Genomic DNA, 22,087 nt, shown 5'->3' with positions numbered 1-22,087 from the left:
GGAAAATGTTATCCAGGATCTTGGCGTTGTTCGGCTCCTGCTCGAACTTCACCAGCTGATTGTCCACGGTATCCAGGCTCTCGCTGGTTTCCGTCAAAAACTCCCGCAACAGATCATCCATGAAAACAGGCCTTCATACAGGGAGGGCGCGCACACAAGACGTGATGCGCCAATTCGGAATGGGGCCAGCTTCACCGCAAAGCGTTTAATAATGGTTGAGTATGTGGAAAAGAACGGAACCAACAAAGAGATAAGGCGCTCCGGACAAGCCGAAGCGCCTCGTAAAGATTTGATTAAGGTCTGAGGAGCGACGGCGTGTCTACGACGCGATAATGGTGATGGCCTCGCCTTCGTGCGCGAGCCTCACGGTCAGCCCGCAAGCCTCTGCCAACAGCCGCGTATAATAAGGCTGGATCGCATGTGCATCCGCAGCCGGGCCGCGCTCGCCGCTCAGGAGCTCGGAGATGTTCTGCGGCAGGCGCGCATTATGTCCGGTCGCGGTGATGCGGAAGCTCATGGTCTCGCCCTCGCCGATCGGATCGATCGTCAGCGTGCCGCCGCGCGGGATCGTGTGCTGCGAAACGACCAGCATGTTGAGCAGCAGCTTGACGCGATTCTTCGGCAGCAAGATCCGCGGCAGATTCCAGGTGATCGAGCACTTGCCGTCCTCGATGTGGCCGCGCGCCATGGTCTGGGCATCGCCGAGATCGATCTGCGCGCCGGACGAGCCGGCCGCACCAAAAGCGAGGCGGCAGAACTGGAGGCGAGCGGAGGCGGTTTTCGCGCTCTTGCGTATCAAGTCGAGTGCGAACTCGCGGTCGTCGGGCTTGGGATCGTCGTCGAGCACTTCGAGCCCATTGACGATGGCGCCGACAGGGCTGATGAGATCGTGGCAGACCCGCGAGCACAGCAGCGCAGCGAGTTCGAGCGCATCTGGAGCGGTGGCGGTAGCGGGTGACGAAGCGTCAGACATAAAGGGTTCCTGGAATTGCACGGCGCGGACGCGGCGAATCAAGCATGCTTGACGAATGCCGCAGGTTCTAACATTCGCAAGCCTGTGGCAGCTAGCTTGCGATCGGTTCGAAGCGGCCCTAATGCCGCGGCGAATCACTCGCTTAGGGATGGAATTGCCGATGAATGAGGCATGCAGGTGAAGCGGATCATCGACGGCGCGGCCGCCTCCCACCTGATGGAGCCGCTCACCGCCCTGGTGGTGAAGGCGGGCGAAGCCATCCTCGCGGTCAACCGCGCAGCGATGCGGGTCGACGGCAAGCAGGACGGCTCGCCGGTGACCGAGGCCGACCTTGCGGCCGACCGCATCATCGCGGACGGGCTGGCACAGCTTGCGGGCGACATCCCGACGCTCTCGGAAGAGCGGACCCAGCTCGCCTCGCCGCCGTTCCGCGCCAGCTTCTTCCTGATCGACCCGCTCGACGGCACCAAGGAGTTCGTCGCCGGGCGCGACGAGTTCACCGTCAACCTTGCCCTGGTGACATCGGGCGTGCCGCTGCTGGGCATCGTCAGCGCGCCGGCACTCGGGCTGCTCTGGCGCGGCATCGTCGGCCGTGGCGCCGAGCGCGTCGGGTTCGACGGCGCAACCATCGGCGCTGCCGAGCCGATCCATACCCGCAAGCTGCCGCCCCTGGGCGAACCCTGGATCGCCGCGGTGAGCCGCTCGCATGGAGATCCCCGAACCGAGGCGTTCATCGATCATCGCCCCAGCGCCGTCAGAAAGGCGGTCGGCTCGGCCGTGAAATTCGGACGGATCGCGGAAGGCAGTGCCGACATCTACCCCCGCTTCGGGCCCACTTGTGAATGGGACGTCGGGGCCGGCTACGCGGTCGTGACCGCGGCCGGCGGCAGCGTGACCGACGGCAAGGGCGGCGCGCTCCGCTTCGGCGAGCGGCACGATGGCGGCTTCATCATCCCGGAGTTCATTGCTTGGGGTGACCCGCAGGCGGCAAGACTCTGAGGTCGTAAAGGGGCCTACTGGCTGAGCTTGTCCTGGAGGGCGGGCCAGCGCTTGCCCACCTCATAGAGGAAGCGCTCGGGATTGGCGGCGAAGGCGTCGCGATTGGCTTCCCGGCTGAACAGATAGAGCCGCTGCGCCCCGATCTCGAAGAAGCGGGGGTTACCGGCGATGATGACGCCGCGGGCGATATCGACCGGATCGTAGCCGCCGAACTGCGGCCCGTAGACCTCGGGATGGGCGAGGAAAGACGCCCGGTTGCCCTCGTTCCGAAAGCGCCAGACGGCGCCCCACAGGTTCGCCTCGAACTCGGCCGTCCCCTGCACGGCCGTGCCAGCGACGAAATAGGCCACGGGGTCGAAGCCCTCGATCGCCACGCCGCTGAAACGGTTGACGACGATCCGCTCGGTGGTGGCCGCCTGCGCCGGCGACCCCACGCAGAGGATCCAAATTCCCGACAGCATGCAGACCAGAAGGCCGATCAAGGCAATTCCGGGGCGCAAAGGGCTGGCTTCCTGCCGTTGTGCCGTCATAGTTGCTGCGGATAACATCCGAGTCGAGGGGACATCCGGCGCAACCTAGAGCCGCGCCTGTTGGCGCCAGGTTAAGGAAGCGACCGGATTCGATACCAGGGGTTCTTTTATGACTTTCGCATCACGCCTTGCCGCAGTCGCGCTTGCCGCGATGGTCGGGTGGATCAGTCCGGCTTCCGCCCAGCAGCCGCCGCCGCCCGACTTGCCGCCGCCGCAGCGGACCCAGACGCCCAGCACCTATGGGCCGGACGAACTCGTGAACGCCGGGCATCGCTTCTTCGGCAACGTCTCGCGCGGTCTCGCCTCGATCATCGAGAAGGCGGTCAGCCAATGGGGCCTGCCCAACGGCTATATCCTCGGTGAGGAAGGGTCCGGCGCTTTCGTCGCCGGCCTGCGCTACGGCGAAGGCACGCTCTACACCAAGAACGCCGGTGACCTCAGGGTGTACTGGCAGGGTCCCTCGCTCGGCTTCGACTGGGGTGGCGACGGCGCGCGCACCATGACGCTGGTCTATAATCTGCCCGCCACCAACGCGATCTACCAGCGCTTCGCCGGCCTCGACGGCTCGGCCTACATCATCGGCGGCTTCGGCATGACGGCGCTCACCGCCAACAACATCGTGCTGGTGCCGATCCGCTCGGGCCTCGGCCTGCGGCTGGGAGCCAATATCGGCTATTTGAAATTCACCCCGCGCGCGACCTGGAACCCGTTCTAGCGTTCCGCTTTCCCCTCCGGCGACGGATCAAGGTTAACGACATGTCGGGGCTGGCTTTTTGCCGGCCCCGCATGCAATGTCCTTGGTAAATTTTTCCTTAGCTTTGGGAGTTCTGGCCCATGGTCGAACCGATCATGTACCTGGCGATCGGTTTCCTGCTCTCGATGCTGTGCGGGCTCGCGATCGTGCCGCTGGTGCATAACCGCGCCGTGCGCCTGACCACGCGCCGGCTCGAGGCCGCCACGCCGTTGTCGATGGCCGAGATCCAGGCCGACAAGGACCAGCTCCGCGCCGAGTTCGCCATGTCGGCGCGACGGCTGGAGATGAGCGTCGACCAGCTCAAGAACAAGACCACGAGCCAGCTCGCCGAGCTCGGCAAGAAGAGCGACGCCATCAACCGCATGAAGATCGAGCTCGGCGAGAAGAACGCCACGATCTTCGCGCTCGAAGCGCGCGAGAAGGCGGTGAAGGAGCAGCTCCGCGCCACCGAAGAGGAATTCAACACCAAGACCGCAGCCCTGCGCGCCGCCGAGCTCGCGCTGACCGACAAGCAGGGCGAGCTCGCAAAGATCAATTCCGAACTGTCCGACCGCTCGATGATGGCGGAGAGCCGTCAGGTCGAGCTGGTCGCGGTCCGTGCGCAGATCGAGGAGCTGAAGCACCGCGTCGGCGACGCCGAAAAGGAATTTGCCGCGACACAGGCGCGGCTGGCGCAGGAGCGCACCGAGTCCGAGACCGCTTCGCGCGAGCTCGGCGACGCCCGCGGCCGCGTCGAGAATCTGAGCCAGCGCGTCACCGACCTCGATCGCCAACTCATCGTGCAGGTGAAGGAGGCCGAGATGTTGTCGGGCCGCGTCGGCGATCTCGAGGGACGCCTTGCCACGCAGGGCAAGCTGCTCGCCGAACGCGACTATGAGAACAACCAGCTCCGCCAGGCCAACGAGGCCAATGAGCGCATCATCAAGGAGCTGCGCGTTGAGATCGCGGCGTTGAGCGGCGGCAAGTCCTCGGCCGCAATGGAATCGATCCGCGCGGAAAAGACCGCGCTCGAGGAGCAGCTGCGCACCGCCCGCGACGAGCGCGCCAAGCTCCAGCGCGACATCAACGCGATCCAGCAACAGGCCGAGAGCTCCTGGGCGACCGAGCGGATGGAGAACGCGCTGCTGCGCGAACGCATCAACGACATCGCAGCCGAGGTGGCCAAGCTCGCGATGCAGCTCGAAGGGCCGAACTCGCCGATCGAGGCCCTGCTCGCGGCGGAGGCCGGCCAGCCGCCGAGGCCGGCGCCACGCCCGGCCAACGACGCCCCTGCCAACGGCACCGCCGCAGGCACCCTGCCCGAAGGCGGCGGAACACTGGCCGAACGCATCCGCGCGCTCCAGGCCCACGCCTCCCGCGCCCGCCAGCAGGGCGCGTAAGCGGCCCCAAGATGGTCTGACCGCCGAATTGCGGGTCCGGGGGAAGGTTTTCCGGCCCGGCAGCGCCTCGAAACTTGACACCTTCGGCCTGCACTTCTAAATCGCGGGCTCCAAAGCATCGGCGGCCGAAACTCGGGTCGCCTGCATGATGGTTTCGGGTGCATAGCTCAGCGGGAGAGCGTTCCCTTCACACGGGAGAGGTCCAAGGTTCGATCCCTTGTGCGCCCACCATTCACCTTCCTGAACCATAATTTGTTGCGGACGATAACCGACGCTCGGCGGCTGTCTTCACCCGTCCAAATCAAAAACAGCGAAAACAACCCCATGCACAGTAGCCGACCTCAGTCGGATCAATGAGTTACAGGATTGCGACTTTTCCGAAATATAATTTGACTCGTCGGGCAAAACACCGGCATGATGGCATCATCGCGGGGGACCTGAAGCGCGATCGCATCAAGCTTCACGCAACCCGCGCCGGTCGCCAGGCTGCGTACAAACCGACCAGGGTGCCGATAGTAACCAGCGCTGCGGCCAGCAGCAGCTGCAATTCTCCATCGTCCGTGGTGCCTACGGACGACACAAGTCTGGTCACCACGACGAACAGAATGCCCACAGAGGCTGCTGCGCCCACGCCGAGATAGGCGAGCTCGCGCGTCAGGTTGCGGCCGAGGAGTCCGAGTGCCGTGAAATACATCGCGCAGGCGTTGGGATGAACGAACAGCGCAATTCGCGCGTAAGGACCGTAGGCGTCGAGGAGGGACTCACACCGGTTCAGTGCCGCCTTTGAGGCAATCCGCTGCAACAGCGGTCTGAAAAAACGAGCCTGTCCGTAGCTCAGAACGGCGCCCAGGATGATGGCCAACCACGCCACGATGAAAACGGAGACGTCCGCGGGCTTTGGATTGAGCGCCACGGACATCAGGATGAGAGCGGTTCCGGGGAAATAGCCAAAATACGGGAAGACCGCCTCCAGCAGCACGCAGACGAATATGAAGGCCGGAAACCACGCCGAGCCGGTCGCATCCTGGATGATGGCGTTCAGGTCGAAGAGATTTGTCCTGTACAGGACGAGGTACATGCACATGGCCAACCCGGCCAGCGCGTAAAACGGCAATGCTCCCGACAGAAACCGCCTCATCCAGCTATCGCGCCTTGTTGCGCGGACACAGCGGAAACCATCGATAAACGCCCCCTACTCAATCGACAAAATCTCGATCTCCTGCGCACCCGATCCCACGACATCCCCGACCGCCTTCCCCATCAACGACTTCGCCACCGGTGCCACAAATGAGATCGTGCCGGCCTTGGGATCGGCTTCGTCCTCGCCGACGATGCGATAGGTTTGCACGCGGCCATCGGCGCGGCTGAACGTCACCGTGCTGCCGAAGGCGACGACATCGGTCGAGGCCGGGGCGGGAATGACCTGCGCCGTGCGCAGCCGTTCGGTGAGATAGCGGGCGTCACGCAAGGGCACCGCCGACTGCCGGCGCTTTTCGTTGACGTCCTCGATGGCTTGCGCGGCTTCATAGGCCTCGCGCGCGTCCTGAAGCTGCTTTTGCAACGCCTGCAAGCCTGCTTCCGTCACGAGATTTGGATGCGGCGAGATCGGCCGATCCGGCAACAGCGTCTCGGCGGCGGTTTCCGCGCTCTCTTCCTTGGTAAAGGCAACGCTCAAGTCGAAAATCCTGTCGAACTGTTCGGGCTCACGGCCCGCGCCTTCGCGCCGCAAGCAATCGCGGCGGGCAGAAGCTGGCGATCATCCCGGATCATATCTCAAGTACGACGAAACGGCGCAGCTTGAAAACGATGTCCGGCATGGCCTGCCGGAACCGCGTGGCATCCCGGAACGTGGTCGAGAACGGCGCGAAGGTGATCATCGCGTTCCAGTGCCTGTAGCCGTAGACCGTGACGGAGGCGCCGGTCGCCGGAAAATTCTCGAGCTTGCGCAGCTCACCCAGGACGAGGTCGGCGATCGCTTCAGCAGGCAGCAACTGCTTGCCATCAGGTGTCGTGGCGATCTTCGCTGGCGGCTCGACTGACTTCGCGGGGGCCAGCGCCGCATCGAGCGCGTTCTCGGAATTTGTTTCGGGCTTGTCCTCGAGGTTGGCCGGCGGCGTATCGGCGGCGGGCGGCTCGACCAGCTCAAATCCGTTCGTCGGCGCGGTCGGCGGCGGAACCTCGATGACCGGCGGCGGCGCAACACTGTCTGCGGCGCGCCTGTTGCCTCCCAGGATGCTGCTGATCATCGCCACGAGGCCAGCATCCTTCACGTCGTCACTCATTACTCCCCCCAGGCTTCGACCTACTCTAGCACCGCTCGCGCGGACCGCCACTGGGGATGTATGGCCGGATTCCGTCCGGCCAAGGTCCTATTTCACGCGATGGCATTGGCGGCGCGATGCCCGATCACGCCGCGCTGCCGTGCGATCCGTCACTGCTTATCGAACGGAATGTATTGTTGGTATTGCTTCGGCACCGAGCTGCGGTAGCGCGCGGGCACCGTGCCGCTGTCGACCGAGTGATCGATCTCCTGCTGCCGCGTCATCTTCTTCTTCGCCGGCTTCTTCGACGCACTCTTCTTGGAGTCGGTCGGCTGGCTGGAGGTGTCGTTGGTTGCGCCCGGCGCTGCCGGCGTCGCTGCCGGCGCGGCGGTTGTCGCCGCAGGCGCCGCGGTTCCGGCGGCGGCTGGTGCGCCCTGCGCCAACGCGAGCGGTGTCTGCATGAGAAGCGCCAGCGCTGCTGTCGCAGCCAGCAAGTATGATTTCTGCATTAGAACCTCCAAAATACCTGATCCGAATAAGGCAAGCGTATTTCTGCGGGATCGACGCGTGCAAGTCCGTTCACGATGGGCTCGAACCCCATGGTGAACTGTGGCCGAGATCACATTGCCGGCAGCAGGCTGCGTCATGATGCGCCTTGTCGCGAACGCAAAGCATTCTGGCGACACCAATACAGGCATGACTGCGCAACAGACGAGCCAGGCTCGCTGACATTCCCACCCACTCGCTCTCGAAGGAGACTGACATGCGTCGCACGATCCTCACTCTCGCATCGCTCGCGGCCCTGCTCGCCGTAGCATCCCCGGCAGCCCAGGCACATCCTGCGAACGATCGATATTGCATCCAGGGCCGCTCGTGGGGCTATCCCGGCAATTGCCAGTTCGCCAGCTATCAGCAGTGCCTCGCTACCGCCTCCGGCACGTCGTCCTATTGCGGCATCAACCCGCGCTACGCGTTCTCGCAGCAGCGCGACTACTGACGAATTGGCGGCGTGCGCGTATGACGCGCGCGCCGCCACAATTTTTGCGTGAAGACGACCCGCTTCGCCGACGTGCCGGCGAATTGAAACTGTGCGAAGCCGCTTGCGTCCGTCGATGACGAGAATGTTATCCGTCATCAGCACCGAGAAATTCACGATGCGCAGCCGTGGCTTGCGGGCCAAGGCGCACCTTCCGAAAATTTCGATACCGGGCAATTGTGATCCATCTCGCTCGTGGCAGGCGTGATCGCGCCTAGGCTGCAAACTCCAGCGCGAGAAACCTTAGCCCGATCTTCCATTCGACTTTTCAGGAAGGTGTTTCAATGAGCAGCCGCCACGCAATTGTTCCGCGCGGTCTGAACGCAACGCGTTCGCCGCTTTCGCAAGGCCGCTTCGGCCGCATGTTCCGCAAGCTCGCACCGGCCAAATTCGGCCCGAACGATTCCAACACGATCGCAAACCTGTCGGCGCTCGCCGACAAGATGGTCGCCGGCTTCGACGGGCCGAAGGACGGACCGGACGCGGAAGAGAGCGGCATTCCCTCGCTCTACACTTATTTCGGCCAGTTCATCGACCACGACATCACCTTCGATCCGGTCAGCTCGCTGACCAAGCAGCAGGACCCCGACGGTCTCGTCGATTTCCGCACGCCGTCGCTCGACATGGACAATGTCTACGGCCGCGGTCCGAACGACCAGCCCTACATGTATGACGGCATCAAGTTCCGCCTCGGCGAAAAGGTCACCGGCGCGGGCGTGCCCGATGCGGTCGATTTGCCGCGCTTCAAGGGCCGCGCGCTGATCGGCGATCCCCGCAACGACGAGAACAGCATCGTCTCGCAATTCCAGGCCTTGATGCTGCGCTTTCACAACCGCATGGTCGACGACAATGACAGCCTGTCGTTCGAAGACGTGCAGCAGCGCGTTCGATTCCACTATCAGTATGTGGTGCTGAACGACTTCCTGCCGCGCATCGTCCACGCCAGCGTGCTGGACCAGCTGAAGACCGCGGGTCACTACGATCGCAGCAAGCTCGCTTACTACCATTGGAAGACCTATCCGTTCATGCCGGTCGAGTTCTCGGTCGCGGCCTACCGGCTCGGGCACTCCATGATCCGCCCTGGATACCGGCTGAACGACGCGGCCAACATGCTGCTGCAGATCTTCCCCGATCCCAACAATCCCGACCACAACGCACTGACCGGCTTCCGCGCCATGGGACCGGGACGCGCCATGGACTGGGGCCGCTTCATCGATCTCGACACGCGCCCCTACGGGGTCGAGGACGTCGACACCAATCCCGACAACAAGAGGCGGCTGCAGTTTGCCTATCGCATCGATGCCTCGCTGGTGGACCCGCTGCGCAAGCTGCCGCCGGAAGTCGCGTCCAATCCGGCGTCGCTGGCGCTGCGCAATCTCGAGCGCAGCTGGCGGCTCGGACTGCCGTCGGGCCAGGCCGTCGCCAGGGCGATGAACCTGACGCCGCTGAGCGACGACGAGATCATCATCGGCAAGGCCGTCGACGAGCCCGGGACGGGCGATCCGCAAGTCAAGATCGCGAGCATCGCGAACGGCGCGTTCGCCGGCAACTGTCCGCTGTGGGCTTACATCCTGGCCGAGGCGCGGCAAAACATGACCGACGTGCCAATCTCCGCGACTGGTGGGCCCGCCACGGTCAAGACACCGCAGCTCGGACCGGTGGGCGGTCGCATCGTCGCCGAAGTCTTCCTCGGCATGATGTTCGGAGATAATTCCTCCGTGCTGTCGCTCGACCCGCAATGGACGCCGGTGACCGGCTCCAGCTTCGCGCTGAAGGACCTCGTCGCCTACGCGCTCGGCCAGGGCGATCCGCTGCATTGAGGGGATGACGGTCGATGATGCAAGGCCGCTCGTCGTGCGAGCGGCCTTGTGACCCACTCGCCTCGACGCGCGGGCGGATGGATCCTGGCAGGCGTGCTTCCCTAACGCAAATCCGTCCGCTTCCTGTTGACGCGCATCGCGAATGGAGAAATCCTTCAACAACGCAATTGCCATTGCCGATCTCAGCAGTACGAACTTCGGCGCCCTCGGTTTTATCGGCGCCATCTGACCAGATTTATTCTGAACAGAAACGGAGGGGCCGATGCGCGCGCTCGCCTTGAGAACCGTCTCTCTTCTCGCCCTCGCTACCTTAGGCTCGATTTCCGGCACGCCCGCCGCACGCGCGGAAGACGGGGCCGATGAGCAATTTGGCAAGGTGCACTTCCAGACTTCCTGCAACGAGGTGGCGCAGCGCCGCTTTGATCGCGGGATGCGTTATCAGCACTCGTTCTGGTACCGGCCCGCAAAGGAAATTTTCGAGGAGACGCTGCAGGCCGATCCGGAATGCGCGATCGCCTATTGGGGCATTGCGCTGAGCCTGCTGTACAATCCGCATTTTGCCGCGCCGAAGGAAAACCTCACCGGAGGGCTCGCCGCGCTGCAGAAGGCGAAGGCACTCGGCGCCAAGAGCGAACGCGAACGCGACTATATCGATGCGCTGCTGGCCTTCTATTCGGGCGACGAAAAGACGACGTTTGGACAGCGTGCGCAGGCCTATCTCAGGGCAACCGAAGCCGTCGCCGCGCGCTATCCCGATGATGACGAGGCGCAGATCGCCTACGCCATTACGCTGAACGTCACGGCGTCACCAAACGACAAGTCCTATGCCAACCAGCTCAAGGGCGCCGCTATCCTGGAGCCGATCTTCAAGCGCCAGCCGCGGCATCCCGGCGTCGCACATTACCTGATCCATCTCTATGACTATCCGGCGATCGCAGAGCAAGGACTCGACGCTGCTAAGCGTTATTCCGAGATCGCGCCGGCGGCACCGCACGCCTTGCATATGCCGTCGCACATCTTCACGCGCGTCGGCTACTGGAACGAATCCATCGACGCCAATAGCCGTTCCGCGAAGGCTGCCAAGGAGGGCAAAGACCCCAGCGAGCAGCTGCATGCCGACGATTATATGGTCTACGCGCTGCTCCAGCTTGCGCAGGACAGCCGAGCCAGCGAGGTCATCGCGGACATGATTGCGACCACTGGCTATGTGCCGGCTGTCCGCGCCGGTCCCTACGCGATAGCAGCCAGCCAAGCGCGCTATATGGTCGAGCGCGGTGATTGGCAGGGCGCCGCCGCGCTGAAGGTCGAGCCGAGCCGGTTTGCCTATGTCGATGCGATCACCTATTTCGCCCGCGCCCTTGGCGCCGCGCGCTCCGGCAATGCAGACGCGGCAACGGCGGACATCGCCAAGCTGGCGGAGTTGCGGGACAAGCTGCAGCAGGACAAGGACGCCTATTGGGCCGAAATCGTGGACATTCAGCGGCAGGTCGCTACAGCCTGGCAGCTCAACGCCCTGGGGAAGCAGGCGGATGCGTTGGAAGCGATGCGCCTTGCCGCCGATGCCGAAGACAAGACCGAAAAATCCATCGTGACGCCGGGTCCACTTGCCCCCGCACGCGAGCTTTACGGGACCATGCTGCTCGAACGCGGCATGGCGACGGAGGCATTGGTCGCGTTCGAAAGCACCATGCGCAAGGAGCCGAACCGATTTGGCGCGACGATCGGCGCCGCTCACGCGGCCGAGAAAGCGGGGGATCCTGTGAAGGCCCGCCAGTACTACGCGAAAGTCGTCGAAACCGCGAGAAATGGCGACTCATCGCGAGAGGACCTCGCGGCCGCACGAAAGTTGATGGCTCAGAATTAGCAAAGATGTCGCGGCAACTTCCATGCGCCTGACAAGCAAGCTCGTTGCAACCAGCGCAGCCATCGCACTGTTCTGCTCAGCCACAGCGCTCTGGATATTGCGATCCGGTGAACCGGCACGCGCAACAGCGACCTCCGGCGAGGTTCGCCCAGTGTGGACGGAAATCGACTGGCCTTTCGGTGCGGATCCCTGGGGGAAAGGAAAAGCGTTCCGCTGCAAGGCCGCGGATTGCGGCGGCGAAGTCCAGCTCTACGTTCGCGCCAAGCTCGGCTTTTGCAATTGCGCCACCGGCATTGCCGATGACGGCGACCTCGAGCAGATGGGCGACCTGGCGCTGATTGGGAAGGCAACGCCGACGGCCGCCGGCCGAGAGATCCTTGTCGGTCCAATGCGCGGCCGCAGCCGGGCATATCGCGTCGAGGGGAACGCCAAGGCCGCGCTCTCACTCGCCTTCAATCAACGCTGCGACATGGTGGCCGCGACGGCTTTGCTCGCACCGGGCGCCACCGCGTCGCTCGAGCCGGCGGTGCTGGCGTTCCTCAATAGCGACCGCATGCTGAAATGGGCCGAGATCGCGCTTGGGCTATGACTCAAGGGAATAGCTGAATTAAAGGCGACAATTCGGCACACGCCTTAACGCGCCATCCCGAGGCCGACCTCCTCCAGCCGCGTGGCGAACCAGCGCGACAGCGGCTGATCGAGGACGCCGCTGACATAGACTTCCGAGATCGTCACGTTGTCCTTGTCCAGCACCAGCAGCACGCCGATCCAAAAGGCGAACCAGACATGCGCATCGGTCAACGCCATCAGCTTGTGCTGGTCGTGGTCGAGCGCGGTGTGATTGCTGGCCTTGCGGATCTCCATGGTGAGCAAATTGTTCGGGATCTCGCGCTGATGCACCACGACGTCAGGGTAGATCGACTTGCCCAGATGATCGTCGGTCGAGATGATGGTGCCGTGCGGCAGATGCAGCGTACGCTCGCCTAGCCGGTCGTAGTTGCAATCGACCGACCAGCCGGAGAACTGCTTCTCCAGATGCACAGCGAAGCGGTGCGTGATGGCACGCTCGCCGATGTCCTTCTCGAACAGGAATGTTTCGTGTGCGTAGAAGTCCCGGAGTGCCGCGATCACCTTGTTCAGCTCGGTCTGCATCTTGCCCCCGGCCCTCGGCGCTCCTGATGCGGTGCCCTACATCTGGACTTCGATCAGCCGCGGTCCGGGCTCGGCGACGGCCTCGGCCAGCGCCTTGTTGAACTCGTCCGCGTTGGTGACGGCGCGGCCGGGCACGCCCATGCCCTTGGCCAGCGCCACGAAATCCAGCGTCGGCCGGTCGAGCCGCAGCATGTCGTTGGCGCGCTGGCCGGGCTCGCCGGCGCCGACATTGTCGAACTCGCCGCGCAGGATCTGGTAGATGCGATTGGCGAACACGATGGTGACGATATTGAGATTTTCTCTCGCCTGCGTCCACAGCGACTGGATCGTGTACATCGCGCTGCCGTCGCCGACCATGCAGATCACCTTGCGGTCCGGGCAGGCGATCGCGGCACCGATCGAGAGCGGCGTCGAGAAGCCGATCGAGCCGCCCATGTTCTGGAGCCAGTCGTGCGGAGCAGCCGCCGCTGTCGGCGGGAAGAAGGCGCGGCCGGTGGTGAGGGATTCGTCGACCAGGATCGCATTCTCCGGAATCGCATAGGCGATCGACTGGGCGATCGAGGCGTGGGTCAGTGCGCCGGTCGGCTTGAGCAGCTCAGCCGCGGCCTGCGGCTTGACGTCCTTCGCGCTGGCCTTCACCGCGCCGGCAAGGACTTCGAGTGCAGCGACCGAATTCTCACCCCAGGAGGTCATGCGATGCACCTCGCAGCCCTCTGGCTTGAGGATGCTCGGCTTGTTCGGATAGGCAAAGAACGCCACGGGATCGTCGGACTCGACCAGCACGATATGGCGGAACCTGGCCAGCATCTGCAGCGCGTTGTCGATCACGTAATGGATGCGGTCGATCGAGAAGCGGCCGCGGCCGCGCGCCATCCTGGGACGGAAGGTCGGGCCCATCACGGTGCAACCGGTCTTGGCGGCGATGCGCTCGGCCAGCGCCAGGCCCTGCTCGCTCAGCGCACTGCCGGTCATCAGCAGCAGCGTGCCCTCGCCGTCGCCGTGCAGGATCTTTGCGGCCTGCTCGACCGCCTGCGGCGAATAGCTTGCTCGCTGCTGCTCGGCCGGAACCTCGGCGATGCCGTCCGCTTCGTTCCAGGCGGTGTCGGCGGGCAGGATCAGGGTCGCGATCTGCGGCGGCGCGCTCTTGGCGGCGGCGATCGCCGCGGCACCGTCGGCGGCGACCGATTTGGAGTCCGGCGAAGTGCGGACCCAGGACGACATCGGCCGGGCCAGGCCCTCGATGTCGGAGGTCAGCGGCGCGTTGTAGCCGATGTGGTAGACGGCGTGCTGGCCGACGATGTTGACGATGCCGGAATTCGCCTTCTTGGCGTTGTGCAGATTGGCAAGGCCGTTGGCGAGACCCGGACCGAGATGCAGCAGCGTCGAGGCCGGCGTGCCCTTCATGCGGAAATAGCCGTCGGCGGCGCCGGTCACCACGCCTTCGAACAGGCCGAGCACGCAACGCATGCCGGGCACGCGGTCGAGCGCTGCGACAAAATGCATCTCGGAGGTGCCGGGGTTGGAGAAGCAGACGTCGACCCCGCCCTTGACCATCGTCCGCACCAGACTTTCCGCACCGTTCATCCGTCAGCTCCCGCAACCGGCAATGTTCCAACAATCCATCCGATCAATCATTGTTCGCTCGTCTCGTCAAAGCAATAGCCGGCGTCGCCGCCCTGCCCCGCGCGGCGATGCGCTGGTTTGGCTAATACTTTCCGGCAAATTGGCGCGGTTGCCGGTTTGGTAACTCCAACCGTTAAGGATGCCCCGTCTCACGAGGCCGTGGCTTGCGGAAAGCCCGCAAATATGGCCTGTAACTTCAGTTGAATCGATTTTTTGCTGGGGGAACAATGATCCGGTATTTTGCCGCGCCGATTGCCGCCATCGCACTGCTGTCGGCGACCGCCGGCGGCGCCTTCGCCGAGGAGTTCGACTCGCGCGACATCATGGGCGGCGGCCCGAATTTCTTCCGCGGCGGCTCGAGCCCAGTTCCCCGCACCACCGTCATGTATAACGGCAACTACGCCCCGGGCACGATCGTGGTGAACACCTCGGAGCGCCGGCTCTATCTGGTGCTCCAGAACGGCCAGGCCCTGCGCTACGGCATCGGTGTCGGCCGCGACGGCTTCCGCTGGGGCGGCGTGCACCGGATCACCGCCAAGAAGGAATGGCCGGACTGGACGCCGCCGTCACAGATGCTGGCGCGCCGGCCGGACCTGCCGCGTCACATGAAGGGCGGCGTCGAAAATCCGCTCGGTGCGCGCGCGATGTATCTGGGCTCGACACTCTATCGCATCCACGGCTCCAACGAGCCGGAGACGATCGGCCAGGCGGTGTCCTCGGGCTGCTTCCGCATGACCAATGACGACGTCACCGACCTCTACGGCCGCGTCGGGGTCGGCACCACGGTGGTCGTGCTGAACAACTAGCAAGAATCGGCGCCGCGTGGATATGCGGCCTTGTGCGTCGGTTCCGAATACGGCAGCGTCGCCTGGCAATGAGCGCATTGGCCCCGTCTCCGTCCGGCTTTCGCATCGTGCTGCTGGCGCTCGCCACCGTCGCGTTCGCGCCTGACACCGCTACCATCGCCGTCGCGGGCGAATTGCCCGCGATCGCTTCGCGCCAGCGCGCCGAGAAGAAGAGCTTTACCGACGGCGAGATCGTCGACGGCTTTCTGAAGACGGCGTTCGGCGCCGAATACCACCTTGCCGGCCGTGTCGATCGCATCCGCAAGTTCGACGGACCGGTGCGCGTGTTCGCCGAGAGCGATCGCGCCGACCGCAAGGCGCAGCTCGCGAAAGTCGTAGCCGACATCGGCAAGCGCGTGCAGCATCTCGACATCGCCATGATCGACTCCAGCGAAGCGGCGAATGTGCGCGTGAAGCTCGTGCGCGACCGCGATCTGTTCCGCACCATCTCGAGCTTCTACGGTGCGGAGAAGGCCCGCGAGATCCGCACCTCGCTCGATCCGCAATGCCTGTCCGGCTTCCGCAAGAACGACAATTTCGAGATCGAGCATTCCGACGTCATCCTCACCGTCGACAACGGCGATTTCACCTTCCTCGACTGCGCCTATGAGGAGCTGCTGCAATCGCTCGGCCCGATCAACGACACCGCCAGCGTGCCCTGGACCATGTTCAACGACAACGTCTCGATGGGCTATTTCGACGTCTATGACCAGTACATCCTCAACCTGCTCTACGATCCCCGCATCAAGGCCGGCATGACCGTGGCTGAGGTCAAGGCGGCGCTGCCCGACGTGCTCACCGATGTACGCATTTGGGTGAGGCGCGTGAACGATCTGAAGGAGTGAGATCGCAAGGGGAGAAGGAAAGCACCGTGGCGCGGCTTTACGCCTTCTTCGCCTTCGACATCAAAAATTGCTGGCGCATCACGTTGTTGCTTCCGTCGTAATATTCGGAGATCAGCGCCTCGAACTCGCTGCGAAAACTCCGCAGCCTGTCCGGCTCGTCCTTGTACTGGGCGACGAGCTTGATCAAAGGCCCGATCGTCGTTTCCATGGTGCGGCGGAAATGCTGCGGGCTGAGTGCGGACGGCGTCATGATGTCCATCTCGAAGGCGATATCCTTCGCTTTCCCCGCGAGACGTTCGGCGACGATCTTCGGATCGCCCCACGACACCGGTGAGGCCACGCCCTCGGGCGGCGGCAGATGGCGGCCGATCAGCGCGAACATCCGTCCGACATAGAGATGCGGAGGCCAGGTGGAGAAGGCGATGGTGCCGCCGGGCTTCAGCACGCGCAGCATCTCGCCGATGGCGACCTCGGGACGCGGCGCGAACATGTGGCCGAACTGGCTGAGCACCACGTCGAACTCGTTGTCGCCATAGGGCAGGCTTTCGGCGTCGCCTTCGGCGAAGTCGACATCGAGATTCGCCAGCTGCGCGTGCTCGCGGGCGCGCTCGAGCAGGACCGGCGACAGGTCGAGACCCCTGACCTTCGCACCGCGGCGCGCCGCCGTGATCGCGGCAACGCCGGTGCCGCATCCGACGTCGAGCAGCCTTTGGCCGGTCGCGACCCCGGCGAAGCTCACGAGCTTGGCGGCCGAGGGCGTGGTGAACACTTCCATCGGCGTGAACAGCGACCAGGCTTCCTTCTGGACTGCCTTGAAACCAGCAAACGGGTCTTGATCGGCCATGGAACTCTCCCTTCGCTCAATGTCAGTTTTTCATGAGGCTGACGACGGATGCCAAAGGTTCAACGCAAGCCCATGACGGCGACGGCTTCGCCTCCCTGGCGGTCCTATTGCACGAGATCGGCAACGATGGTCGCGGCCTTGAGGCCGGTGCCGGTGAGGACCGCGACCGTGGTCTCGGTCGCCTTGATGCTACCGGTGACGGATAGTTTCTCCAGCGCGGCGGCAGCACTTGCGCTGGTCGGCTCGGCGAACAGGCCCTGCCGCGCAAGACGCCGCAGCGCGGCGACGATCTCGTCCTCGGTCAGCGCGACAGTGCCGCCACCGCTCTCGCGCAACGCGCCGATGATCTCGCGCAGGCGCAGCGGATGCTTGATCGCGGTGCCTTCGGCGATGGTCTTGTTCACCTCGCGCGCGACAGGGGTGTCGACGCCGGCCTTGAAGCTTGCATCGATCGGCGAGCAGTTGAGCGGCTGCGCCGCGAACAGGCGCGGCAGCCTGGTGATCTGGCCGGCTTTCAACAGCTCACGGAAACCAAGGGCGCAACCCAAAAGGCTGCTGCCGGCCCCGACGGGCACGATGACGTTGTCGGGGACGCGGAAGCCGAGGTCCTCCCATATCTCATAGGCGAGCGACTTGGTGCCTTCGAGGAAGAACGGTTGCCAATTGTGGCTGGCATAGAAGGTCTGGCTCGACTGCCGGATTGCCTCGGCCTCCGATTCCTCGCGCGGGCCCTCGACCAGCTGCACCGCCGCGCCATAGGCGCGGACCTGCGCGATCTTGGCCGGCGATGTCGAGGCCGGCGCGAGAATCTTCACGCGCATGCCGCCGGCGGCGCCGAGACCCGCCATCGACGAGCCGCCATTGCCGGACGAGTCCTCCAGAATGGCGTCGACGCCGATCTGCCGAAGGAAGGACAGCATCACGGCGGAGCCCCGGTCCTTGAAACTGCCGGTCGGGTTGAACCATTCGAGCTTGAAGAACGGGCGCAGCTCGCCCCAGGCCTGCTGCACCAGTGGCGTGCAGCCTTCGCCGAGCGTGATCGGAGTCTTGATCTCGACCGGCAGCGCCGCCCGGTAGCGCCAGAGCGAACGCGTGCGCGGCTCGATCTCCTCCCGCGACATCCCTGCCCCGGGCGTCACCAGCAGCGGCGTGCGCTCGTCCGAGCACCAGCGCGGCTGGTCCAGCGGATAGAGCTTACCGTTGCGGGGGTCGATGTAGGCGGGGGCGGGCATGGCGGTCTCCAAGGAAGGCGATGCGGCAAAGGCGATCTGTACGTTTTGGTTTGATGACACGTTTTGTCCGGAAACTCGACGCCCGGCGCGCCAACCGTGCGGCGCCTCTTGAAAACGGGAAAACCATAATTACTTCATCATCTTACTGCGATGGCGGAGAGCTCCGCCAGTGCGGTAGCGTGGCACTCGGGCAAGCGCTGCCGGGTCGCACGATGACGGGAATTTGGCATCGAACCGCCCCGCCCCCGCGCAGCACGATTAACTTGTCTGTCGCGACTGCCCGCTACAATATGTTGGATTGAGCTCGCGCCGCCGGTGTTCCGCATCGGCAGCGCGACGAGCCAAGGCCCGTCCGAGCGGCGGGCCGTTGGCTTTTTAGGAGTTTGGTCATGAGCCGCGCGAACCGTACCGACCACATCCGCCTCACCTCCCATCCGGAGCCGGGCAGGACAGCCGCCTTCCCGATCCACTGGGGCGCCGCCGACGCACGCGCCCGCGGACCGATCATCGGCACGGTGTCGCGCGCTGGGGATCGCAACGTGATCGGCAGTCATGGCGGCTCCTATGCGATGTACCGCGCGCTCGCGGTGTCCGCCGGCGCGCTCGATCCGATTCGTAGGCCCGACCTCACCAACACGTTTCCCGCGGCGACCATCGGGCCGTTCCCGCAATGGAGCGATCCCGCCAAGATCGTCGCGCTCGATCCCTGGGGGCATCTCGTCGCCGAGAATTTCGGCAAGGACATCGCCGAGGGCATCGACATCAGGCCGAGCATTGCGGTGACGCGCGCGCGGCTGGACCTGCCGGAGATCCGCGAGGCGCTCGCCGCCAAGCGCCTGCGCGCCGACGGCGACGTCGTGCACGCCAATGGCAGCGTGTCCGTGGTGAAGATCGCGATTGATCCGGTCTGGTATCTGCCAGGCCTTGCGGAGCGCTTTGCGACCAACGAGACCGAGCTGCGGCGCACGCTGTTCGAGCAGACCGCCGGCATGTTCCCCGAGCTGGTGACCCGGCCGGACATGAAGGTGTTTCTGCCGCCGATCGGTGGCACCACCGTCTACATGTTCGGCGACGTCACCAAGCTGCCGGACCATCGCACCAAGATCACCTGCCGCGTGCATGACGAGTGCAACGGCTCCGACGTGTTCGGCTCCGACATCTGCACCTGCCGGCCCTACCTCATTCACGGCATCGAGGAATCCGCGCGCGGCGCGCAGGAGGGCGGACTCGGGCTCGTGATCTACAACCGCAAGGAAGGCCGCGCGCTCGGCGAGGTCACGAAATTCCTGGTCTACAATGCGCGCAAGCGCCAGGAGGACGGCGACGCGGCCGCCGCCTACTTCGAGCGCACCGAATGCGTCGCCGGCGTCCAGGACGCGCGCTTCCAGCAATTGATGCCCGACACCATCCACTGGCTGGGCCTGAAGCGCATCGACCGCTTCCTGTCGATGAGCGACATGAAGCACGACGCTTTGACCTCGCAGGGCATCGACATCGTCGAGCGCGTGCCGATCCCGCCCGAGCTCATTCCCGCCGACGCCTATGTCGAGATCGCCGCGAAGAAGGCCGCCGGCTATTACTCCACCGACATCGCGCCGGAGAAGGACGTCGACGGCGTGGTCGGGCGTTCGCTGGAAAAATACTGATCGATTGATGGCAGACGCTTTGGAATTGCAGGCCCGTTCGCTGCTCAGCGCAGCAGCGGTTCGCGCGCGTGCCGGCGAGATGTTTGGGATCGGCCTGAACGGCGGGCTGACGCATTTCACCATCGATCTCGATCGCATGGATGGCGTTGCCGACGCCGTTCTCGCCGTGACGCGCGAGGCCTATCCGACGCTGGAGATTCCGTTCCATGCGCGCTGGCGGCATTTCGTGCTTGATGGCGTCGACCGTTGGGCGCGGCTCGCGGACGCGACGTCATGGCCCGACCGCGCGGCACGGGCGCGCGCGGAGTTCGACCTTGCCATCGTCAGCGTGCTGCTCGACGCCGGCGCGGGTGCCGCGTGGCGATACCGCGACGCGGTGACGGGACAGAGCATCGGCCGATCCGAGGGACTCGCGATTGCGAGCCTCGACATGTTCGCAAGCGGCCTTTTTTCCCACGATCCCCGCGCGCCCTTCAGGACCGATGCCGACGTGCTCGCGCGACTGCCACTCGCCGCGCTCACTTCGGCCTTTCAGGTGAGCGATGCCAATCCGCTGCTCGGGGTCGAGGGGCGGACCGATCTGCTGCGCCGCTTGGGCAAGCTGGTGGCGGAGCGGGCGGACGTGTTCGGCGCGCACGACACCCCGCGGCCGGGCGGGCTGTTCGATCACATCGCGGCGCAGGCGAAGGGCGGCGCGGTTCCCGCGCCCGCGATTCTCTCGGCGGTGCTGAATCAGCTCGGACCGATCTGGCCGTCGCGGCTGGAGCTTGCCGGGATTCCGCTCGGCGATTGCTGGCGCCACCCGGCGATCAAGGCCGATGACGCTACCGCGGGCCTCGTGCCCCTGCACAAGCTGTCGCAATGGCTGAGCTATTCGCTGATCGAGCCGCTGCAGCGCGCCGGCTTCGACGTAACCGACATCGACAGCCTGACCGGGCTTGCCGAATATCGCAATGGCGGGCTGTTCGTCGATCACGAGGTGCTGCGGCTGCGCGACGCCGCCGATGCCGAGCGCGCGCATGCGGTGGATTCCCTGCTCGTCGTCGAGTGGCGCGCGCTGACCGTGGCGCTGCTGGACCGGCTCGCCGAACTGGTCCGCGCCAAACTCGGGCGCACTCCTGAGACATTGCCGCTCGCCAGCATTCTCGAAGGCGGCACCTGGGCCGCGGGCCGCGCCATCGCCTTCGCGCGCCGGCCCGACGGTTCGCCGCCGCTCAAGGTGATCAGCGACGGCACGGTTTTCTAGTCTCTCGTTCGAATTCGCGGAAACAGACCCCTCATCCGGCGCTTCGCGCCACCTTCTCCCACAAGGGGGAAGGGAGAAAGCAAGAGCATCCCGTCATGCAAGGCGTCACGATCGTCGATCATCCGTTGGTGCAGCACAAGCTGACCCTGGTGCGGGACAAATCGATCTCGACCAAATCGTTTCGAGAGCTGATCAAGGAGATCGGCATGCTGCTGTGCTACGAGGTGACGCGCGACCTACCGCTCGCCGATACCGTTATCGAAACGCCGCTGGCGACGATGCATTCGGCCAAGATCGCGGGCAAGAAGCTGGTGTTCGTGCCGATGCTGCGCGCCGGCACCACTTTCGTCGACGGCATGATGGATTTGGTGCCGACCGCGCGCGTCGCCCATATTGGCCTCTACCGCGAGCCGCACAGCTTTGCCGCGGTCGAGTACTTCTTCAAATCGCCGTCCGATCTCAGCGAGCGCCTGGCCATCGTGGTGACGCCCGTGGTTGCGACCGCCAACACGGCTGTGGCCGCAATCGACCGGCTGAAGGAGCGCGGCGCCAAGGATATTCGCCTCGCCTGCCTGATCGCCGCCCCCGAAGGGCTCGAACGGCTGCGCGGACTGCATCCTGACGTGCCGATCTGGACGGCCGCAGTCGATGAAGGTCTCGACGAGAACGGCTTTATCCTGCCGGGCCTCGGCGACGCCGGCGACCGCGCCTACGGGACGAGATAGGCGCCGGCTTGCAAACCGCGTCACGTTAGGAACAGGTTCGCTCGCGCAAGGTTTTCCTGCTCTACGATGGAGAGCACGATGACCTATCAGGATGACCGCAGGGCAGACAGAGCACGCCGCAACAGCCCGGTGGGCTGGGCGATCGGCGCGATCTTCGTGATCGCCGTGGTCGCTGCCGTCTTCTTCTACAATGGACGCGACGTCGGCCCGCAGACCACGACCTCGAATCCGAATACGGCGCCAAACGTCACCACCGGATCGAATCCACCTGCTGCGCCCGCGAAGTGATGCGCTGAGGGCGGGCCGCTACACC

23 protein-coding genes and 1 tRNA gene are annotated in these 22,087 nt (G+C 64.7%); 14 read left to right on the top strand and 10 right to left on the bottom strand.

What is annotated here, in order from left to right; translation table 11 throughout:
• Positions 1-319: 319 nt before the first annotated feature.
• Complete coding sequence (locus IVB13_RS15090) at positions 320-973, bottom strand: histidine phosphotransferase family protein (RefSeq protein ID WP_018458347.1); 654 nt, start codon at positions 971-973, stop codon at positions 320-322.
• A 171-nt stretch (positions 974-1,144) separates the two neighbouring features.
• On the opposite strand from IVB13_RS15090, the gene IVB13_RS15085 reads away from it, so the two are divergent.
• Positions 1,145-1,972 (top strand): 3'(2'),5'-bisphosphate nucleotidase CysQ, encoded by an 828-nt coding sequence (locus IVB13_RS15085; protein WP_085348586.1) that lies wholly within the window; start codon positions 1,145-1,147, stop codon positions 1,970-1,972.
• Positions 1,973-1,986: 14 nt separating this feature from the next.
• Here IVB13_RS15085 and IVB13_RS15080 read toward each other — a convergent pair whose 3' ends face one another.
• Entirely contained in the window at positions 1,987-2,472 is a 486-nt protein-coding gene (locus IVB13_RS15080; RefSeq protein ID WP_247489408.1) for a YHS domain-containing (seleno)protein, read from the bottom strand.
• A gap of 139 nt (positions 2,473-2,611) precedes the next feature.
• Between IVB13_RS15080 and IVB13_RS15075 the strand changes: the two genes are divergently transcribed.
• The 3 genes from IVB13_RS15075 to IVB13_RS15065 all read left to right on the top strand — a co-directional run bounded on the left by IVB13_RS15075 (position 2,612) and on the right by IVB13_RS15065 (position 4,866).
• A complete protein-coding gene (locus IVB13_RS15075) occupies positions 2,612-3,217 on the top strand; it encodes a DUF1134 domain-containing protein (protein ID WP_018458350.1) in 606 nt (201 codons plus the stop codon).
• 119 nt (positions 3,218-3,336) lie between these two features.
• Positions 3,337-4,635: a hypothetical protein gene (locus tag IVB13_RS15070; RefSeq protein WP_018458351.1), complete on the top strand. Its 1,299-nt coding sequence runs from the start codon at positions 3,337-3,339 to the stop codon at positions 4,633-4,635.
• A gap of 156 nt (positions 4,636-4,791) precedes the next feature.
• Positions 4,792-4,866, top strand: a tRNA-Val gene (locus tag IVB13_RS15065).
• A 229-nt stretch (positions 4,867-5,095) separates the two neighbouring features.
• On the opposite strand, the gene IVB13_RS15060 is transcribed toward IVB13_RS15065, so the two are convergent.
• From IVB13_RS15060 to IVB13_RS15045, 4 genes are all read right to left on the bottom strand, one after another.
• Positions 5,096-5,773, bottom strand: a complete 678-nt coding sequence (locus IVB13_RS15060) for a hypothetical protein (protein WP_247489406.1) — start codon at positions 5,771-5,773, stop codon at positions 5,096-5,098.
• A gap of 54 nt (positions 5,774-5,827) precedes the next feature.
• Entirely contained in the window at positions 5,828-6,310 is a 483-nt protein-coding gene (gene greA, locus IVB13_RS15055) for a transcription elongation factor GreA (protein ID WP_204512277.1), read from the bottom strand.
• Between the two features lie 91 nt (positions 6,311-6,401).
• Positions 6,402-6,917, bottom strand: a complete 516-nt coding sequence (locus IVB13_RS15050; RefSeq protein ID WP_247489404.1) for a hypothetical protein — start codon at positions 6,915-6,917, stop codon at positions 6,402-6,404.
• 149 nt (positions 6,918-7,066) lie between these two features.
• Positions 7,067-7,405 carry a hypothetical protein gene (locus tag IVB13_RS15045; RefSeq protein ID WP_018453701.1) on the bottom strand — a complete coding sequence of 113 codons (339 nt, stop codon included), beginning with the start codon at positions 7,403-7,405 and terminating at the stop codon, positions 7,067-7,069.
• Between the two features lie 254 nt (positions 7,406-7,659).
• Between IVB13_RS15045 and IVB13_RS15040 the strand changes: the two genes are divergently transcribed.
• The 4 genes from IVB13_RS15040 to IVB13_RS15025 all read left to right on the top strand — a co-directional run bounded on the left by IVB13_RS15040 (position 7,660) and on the right by IVB13_RS15025 (position 12,205).
• Positions 7,660-7,893, top strand: coding sequence for a DUF3551 domain-containing protein (locus IVB13_RS15040; protein WP_007596464.1), 234 nt, complete (start codon positions 7,660-7,662; stop codon positions 7,891-7,893).
• Positions 7,894-8,216: 323 nt separating this feature from the next.
• A complete protein-coding gene (locus IVB13_RS15035; protein ID WP_247489402.1) occupies positions 8,217-9,752 on the top strand; it encodes a heme peroxidase family protein in 1,536 nt (511 codons plus the stop codon).
• Between the two features lie 262 nt (positions 9,753-10,014).
• Entirely contained in the window at positions 10,015-11,616 is a 1,602-nt protein-coding gene (locus IVB13_RS15030) for a hypothetical protein (protein ID WP_018453700.1), read from the top strand.
• A gap of 151 nt (positions 11,617-11,767) precedes the next feature.
• Positions 11,768-12,205 carry a hypothetical protein gene (locus IVB13_RS15025; protein WP_247361033.1) on the top strand — a complete coding sequence of 146 codons (438 nt, stop codon included), beginning with the start codon at positions 11,768-11,770 and terminating at the stop codon, positions 12,203-12,205.
• A gap of 44 nt (positions 12,206-12,249) precedes the next feature.
• Here the strand turns inward: IVB13_RS15025 and IVB13_RS15020 are convergent, their stop codons facing one another.
• Together IVB13_RS15020 and IVB13_RS15015 are read right to left on the bottom strand one after the other, a co-directional pair.
• Entirely contained in the window at positions 12,250-12,768 is a 519-nt protein-coding gene (locus IVB13_RS15020) for a hypothetical protein (RefSeq protein ID WP_247489400.1), read from the bottom strand.
• A 36-nt stretch (positions 12,769-12,804) separates the two neighbouring features.
• Positions 12,805-14,352, bottom strand: a complete 1,548-nt coding sequence (locus IVB13_RS15015) for an acetolactate synthase large subunit (protein ID WP_247489398.1) — start codon at positions 14,350-14,352, stop codon at positions 12,805-12,807.
• 266 nt (positions 14,353-14,618) lie between these two features.
• On the opposite strand from IVB13_RS15015, the gene IVB13_RS15010 reads away from it, so the two are divergent.
• On the top strand, positions 14,619-15,197 hold the full coding sequence (locus IVB13_RS15010; RefSeq protein ID WP_007596474.1) for a L,D-transpeptidase: 579 nt from the start codon (positions 14,619-14,621) through the stop codon (positions 15,195-15,197).
• A gap of 68 nt (positions 15,198-15,265) precedes the next feature.
• Positions 15,266-16,081, top strand: coding sequence for a DUF2927 domain-containing protein (locus IVB13_RS15005; RefSeq protein ID WP_018453696.1), 816 nt, complete (start codon positions 15,266-15,268; stop codon positions 16,079-16,081).
• Positions 16,082-16,118: 37 nt separating this feature from the next.
• On the opposite strand, the gene IVB13_RS15000 is transcribed toward IVB13_RS15005, so the two are convergent.
• Positions 16,119-16,925 (bottom strand): class I SAM-dependent methyltransferase, encoded by an 807-nt coding sequence (locus IVB13_RS15000; RefSeq protein WP_247489396.1) that lies wholly within the window; start codon positions 16,923-16,925, stop codon positions 16,119-16,121.
• 104 nt (positions 16,926-17,029) lie between these two features.
• A complete protein-coding gene (locus IVB13_RS14995) occupies positions 17,030-18,157 on the bottom strand; it encodes a threonine synthase (protein ID WP_026232576.1) in 1,128 nt (375 codons plus the stop codon).
• A gap of 389 nt (positions 18,158-18,546) precedes the next feature.
• Here IVB13_RS14995 and IVB13_RS14990 point away from each other — a divergent pair, with 389 nt between their 5' ends.
• From IVB13_RS14990 to IVB13_RS14975, 4 genes are all read left to right on the top strand, one after another.
• Positions 18,547-19,803, top strand: a complete 1,257-nt coding sequence (locus tag IVB13_RS14990) for a GTP cyclohydrolase II (protein ID WP_007614497.1) — start codon at positions 18,547-18,549, stop codon at positions 19,801-19,803.
• A 7-nt stretch (positions 19,804-19,810) separates the two neighbouring features.
• A complete protein-coding gene (locus IVB13_RS14985) occupies positions 19,811-21,049 on the top strand; it encodes a URC4/urg3 family protein (protein WP_247489395.1) in 1,239 nt (412 codons plus the stop codon).
• A gap of 95 nt (positions 21,050-21,144) precedes the next feature.
• Positions 21,145-21,774 (top strand): uracil phosphoribosyltransferase, encoded by a 630-nt coding sequence (upp, locus tag IVB13_RS14980; RefSeq protein WP_007614501.1) that lies wholly within the window; start codon positions 21,145-21,147, stop codon positions 21,772-21,774.
• Between the two features lie 78 nt (positions 21,775-21,852).
• A complete protein-coding gene (locus tag IVB13_RS14975; RefSeq protein ID WP_247489393.1) occupies positions 21,853-22,062 on the top strand; it encodes a hypothetical protein in 210 nt (69 codons plus the stop codon).
• Positions 22,063-22,087: the final 25 nt, after the last annotated feature.

It is taken from the genome of Bradyrhizobium sp. 17, assembly GCF_023073515.1.
In the GTDB taxonomy this organism is placed as follows: Bacteria; Pseudomonadota; Alphaproteobacteria; order Rhizobiales; family Xanthobacteraceae; genus Bradyrhizobium; species Bradyrhizobium canariense_D.
The sequence above is the reverse complement of the archived record's forward strand: the minus strand, read 5'-3'. Positions and strand labels throughout refer to the sequence as shown.

Bases quoted from the DNA above. Each gene is read 5' to 3' on its own strand.
- IVB13_RS15090 (WP_018458347.1), bottom strand. From the start codon at position 973: ATGTCTGACGCTTCGTCACCCGCTACCGCCACCGCTCCAGATGCGCTC.
- IVB13_RS15085 (WP_085348586.1), top strand. From the start codon at position 1,145: ATGCAGGTGAAGCGGATCATCGACGGCGCGGCCGCCTCCCACCTGATG.
- IVB13_RS15075 (WP_018458350.1), top strand. From the start codon at position 2,612: ATGACTTTCGCATCACGCCTTGCCGCAGTCGCGCTTGCCGCGATGGTC.
- IVB13_RS15070 (WP_018458351.1), top strand. From the start codon at position 3,337: ATGGTCGAACCGATCATGTACCTGGCGATCGGTTTCCTGCTCTCGATG.
- IVB13_RS15060 (WP_247489406.1), bottom strand. From the start codon at position 5,773: ATGAGGCGGTTTCTGTCGGGAGCATTGCCGTTTTACGCGCTGGCCGGG.
- IVB13_RS15050 (WP_247489404.1), bottom strand. From the start codon at position 6,917: ATGAGTGACGACGTGAAGGATGCTGGCCTCGTGGCGATGATCAGCAGC.
- IVB13_RS15045 (WP_018453701.1), bottom strand. From the start codon at position 7,405: ATGCAGAAATCATACTTGCTGGCTGCGACAGCAGCGCTGGCGCTTCTC.
- IVB13_RS15040 (WP_007596464.1), top strand. From the start codon at position 7,660: ATGCGTCGCACGATCCTCACTCTCGCATCGCTCGCGGCCCTGCTCGCC.
- IVB13_RS15035 (WP_247489402.1), top strand. From the start codon at position 8,217: ATGAGCAGCCGCCACGCAATTGTTCCGCGCGGTCTGAACGCAACGCGT.
- IVB13_RS15030 (WP_018453700.1), top strand. From the start codon at position 10,015: ATGCGCGCGCTCGCCTTGAGAACCGTCTCTCTTCTCGCCCTCGCTACC.
- IVB13_RS15020 (WP_247489400.1), bottom strand. From the start codon at position 12,768: ATGCAGACCGAGCTGAACAAGGTGATCGCGGCACTCCGGGACTTCTAC.
- IVB13_RS15015 (WP_247489398.1), bottom strand. From the start codon at position 14,352: ATGAACGGTGCGGAAAGTCTGGTGCGGACGATGGTCAAGGGCGGGGTC.
- IVB13_RS15010 (WP_007596474.1), top strand. From the start codon at position 14,619: ATGATCCGGTATTTTGCCGCGCCGATTGCCGCCATCGCACTGCTGTCG.
- IVB13_RS15005 (WP_018453696.1), top strand. From the start codon at position 15,266: ATGAGCGCATTGGCCCCGTCTCCGTCCGGCTTTCGCATCGTGCTGCTG.
- IVB13_RS15000 (WP_247489396.1), bottom strand. From the start codon at position 16,925: ATGGCCGATCAAGACCCGTTTGCTGGTTTCAAGGCAGTCCAGAAGGAA.
- IVB13_RS14995 (WP_026232576.1), bottom strand. From the start codon at position 18,157: ATGCCCGCCCCCGCCTACATCGACCCCCGCAACGGTAAGCTCTATCCG.
- IVB13_RS14990 (WP_007614497.1), top strand. From the start codon at position 18,547: ATGAGCCGCGCGAACCGTACCGACCACATCCGCCTCACCTCCCATCCG.
- IVB13_RS14985 (WP_247489395.1), top strand. From the start codon at position 19,811: ATGGCAGACGCTTTGGAATTGCAGGCCCGTTCGCTGCTCAGCGCAGCA.
- upp (WP_007614501.1), top strand. From the start codon at position 21,145: ATGCAAGGCGTCACGATCGTCGATCATCCGTTGGTGCAGCACAAGCTG.
- IVB13_RS14975 (WP_247489393.1), top strand. From the start codon at position 21,853: ATGACCTATCAGGATGACCGCAGGGCAGACAGAGCACGCCGCAACAGC.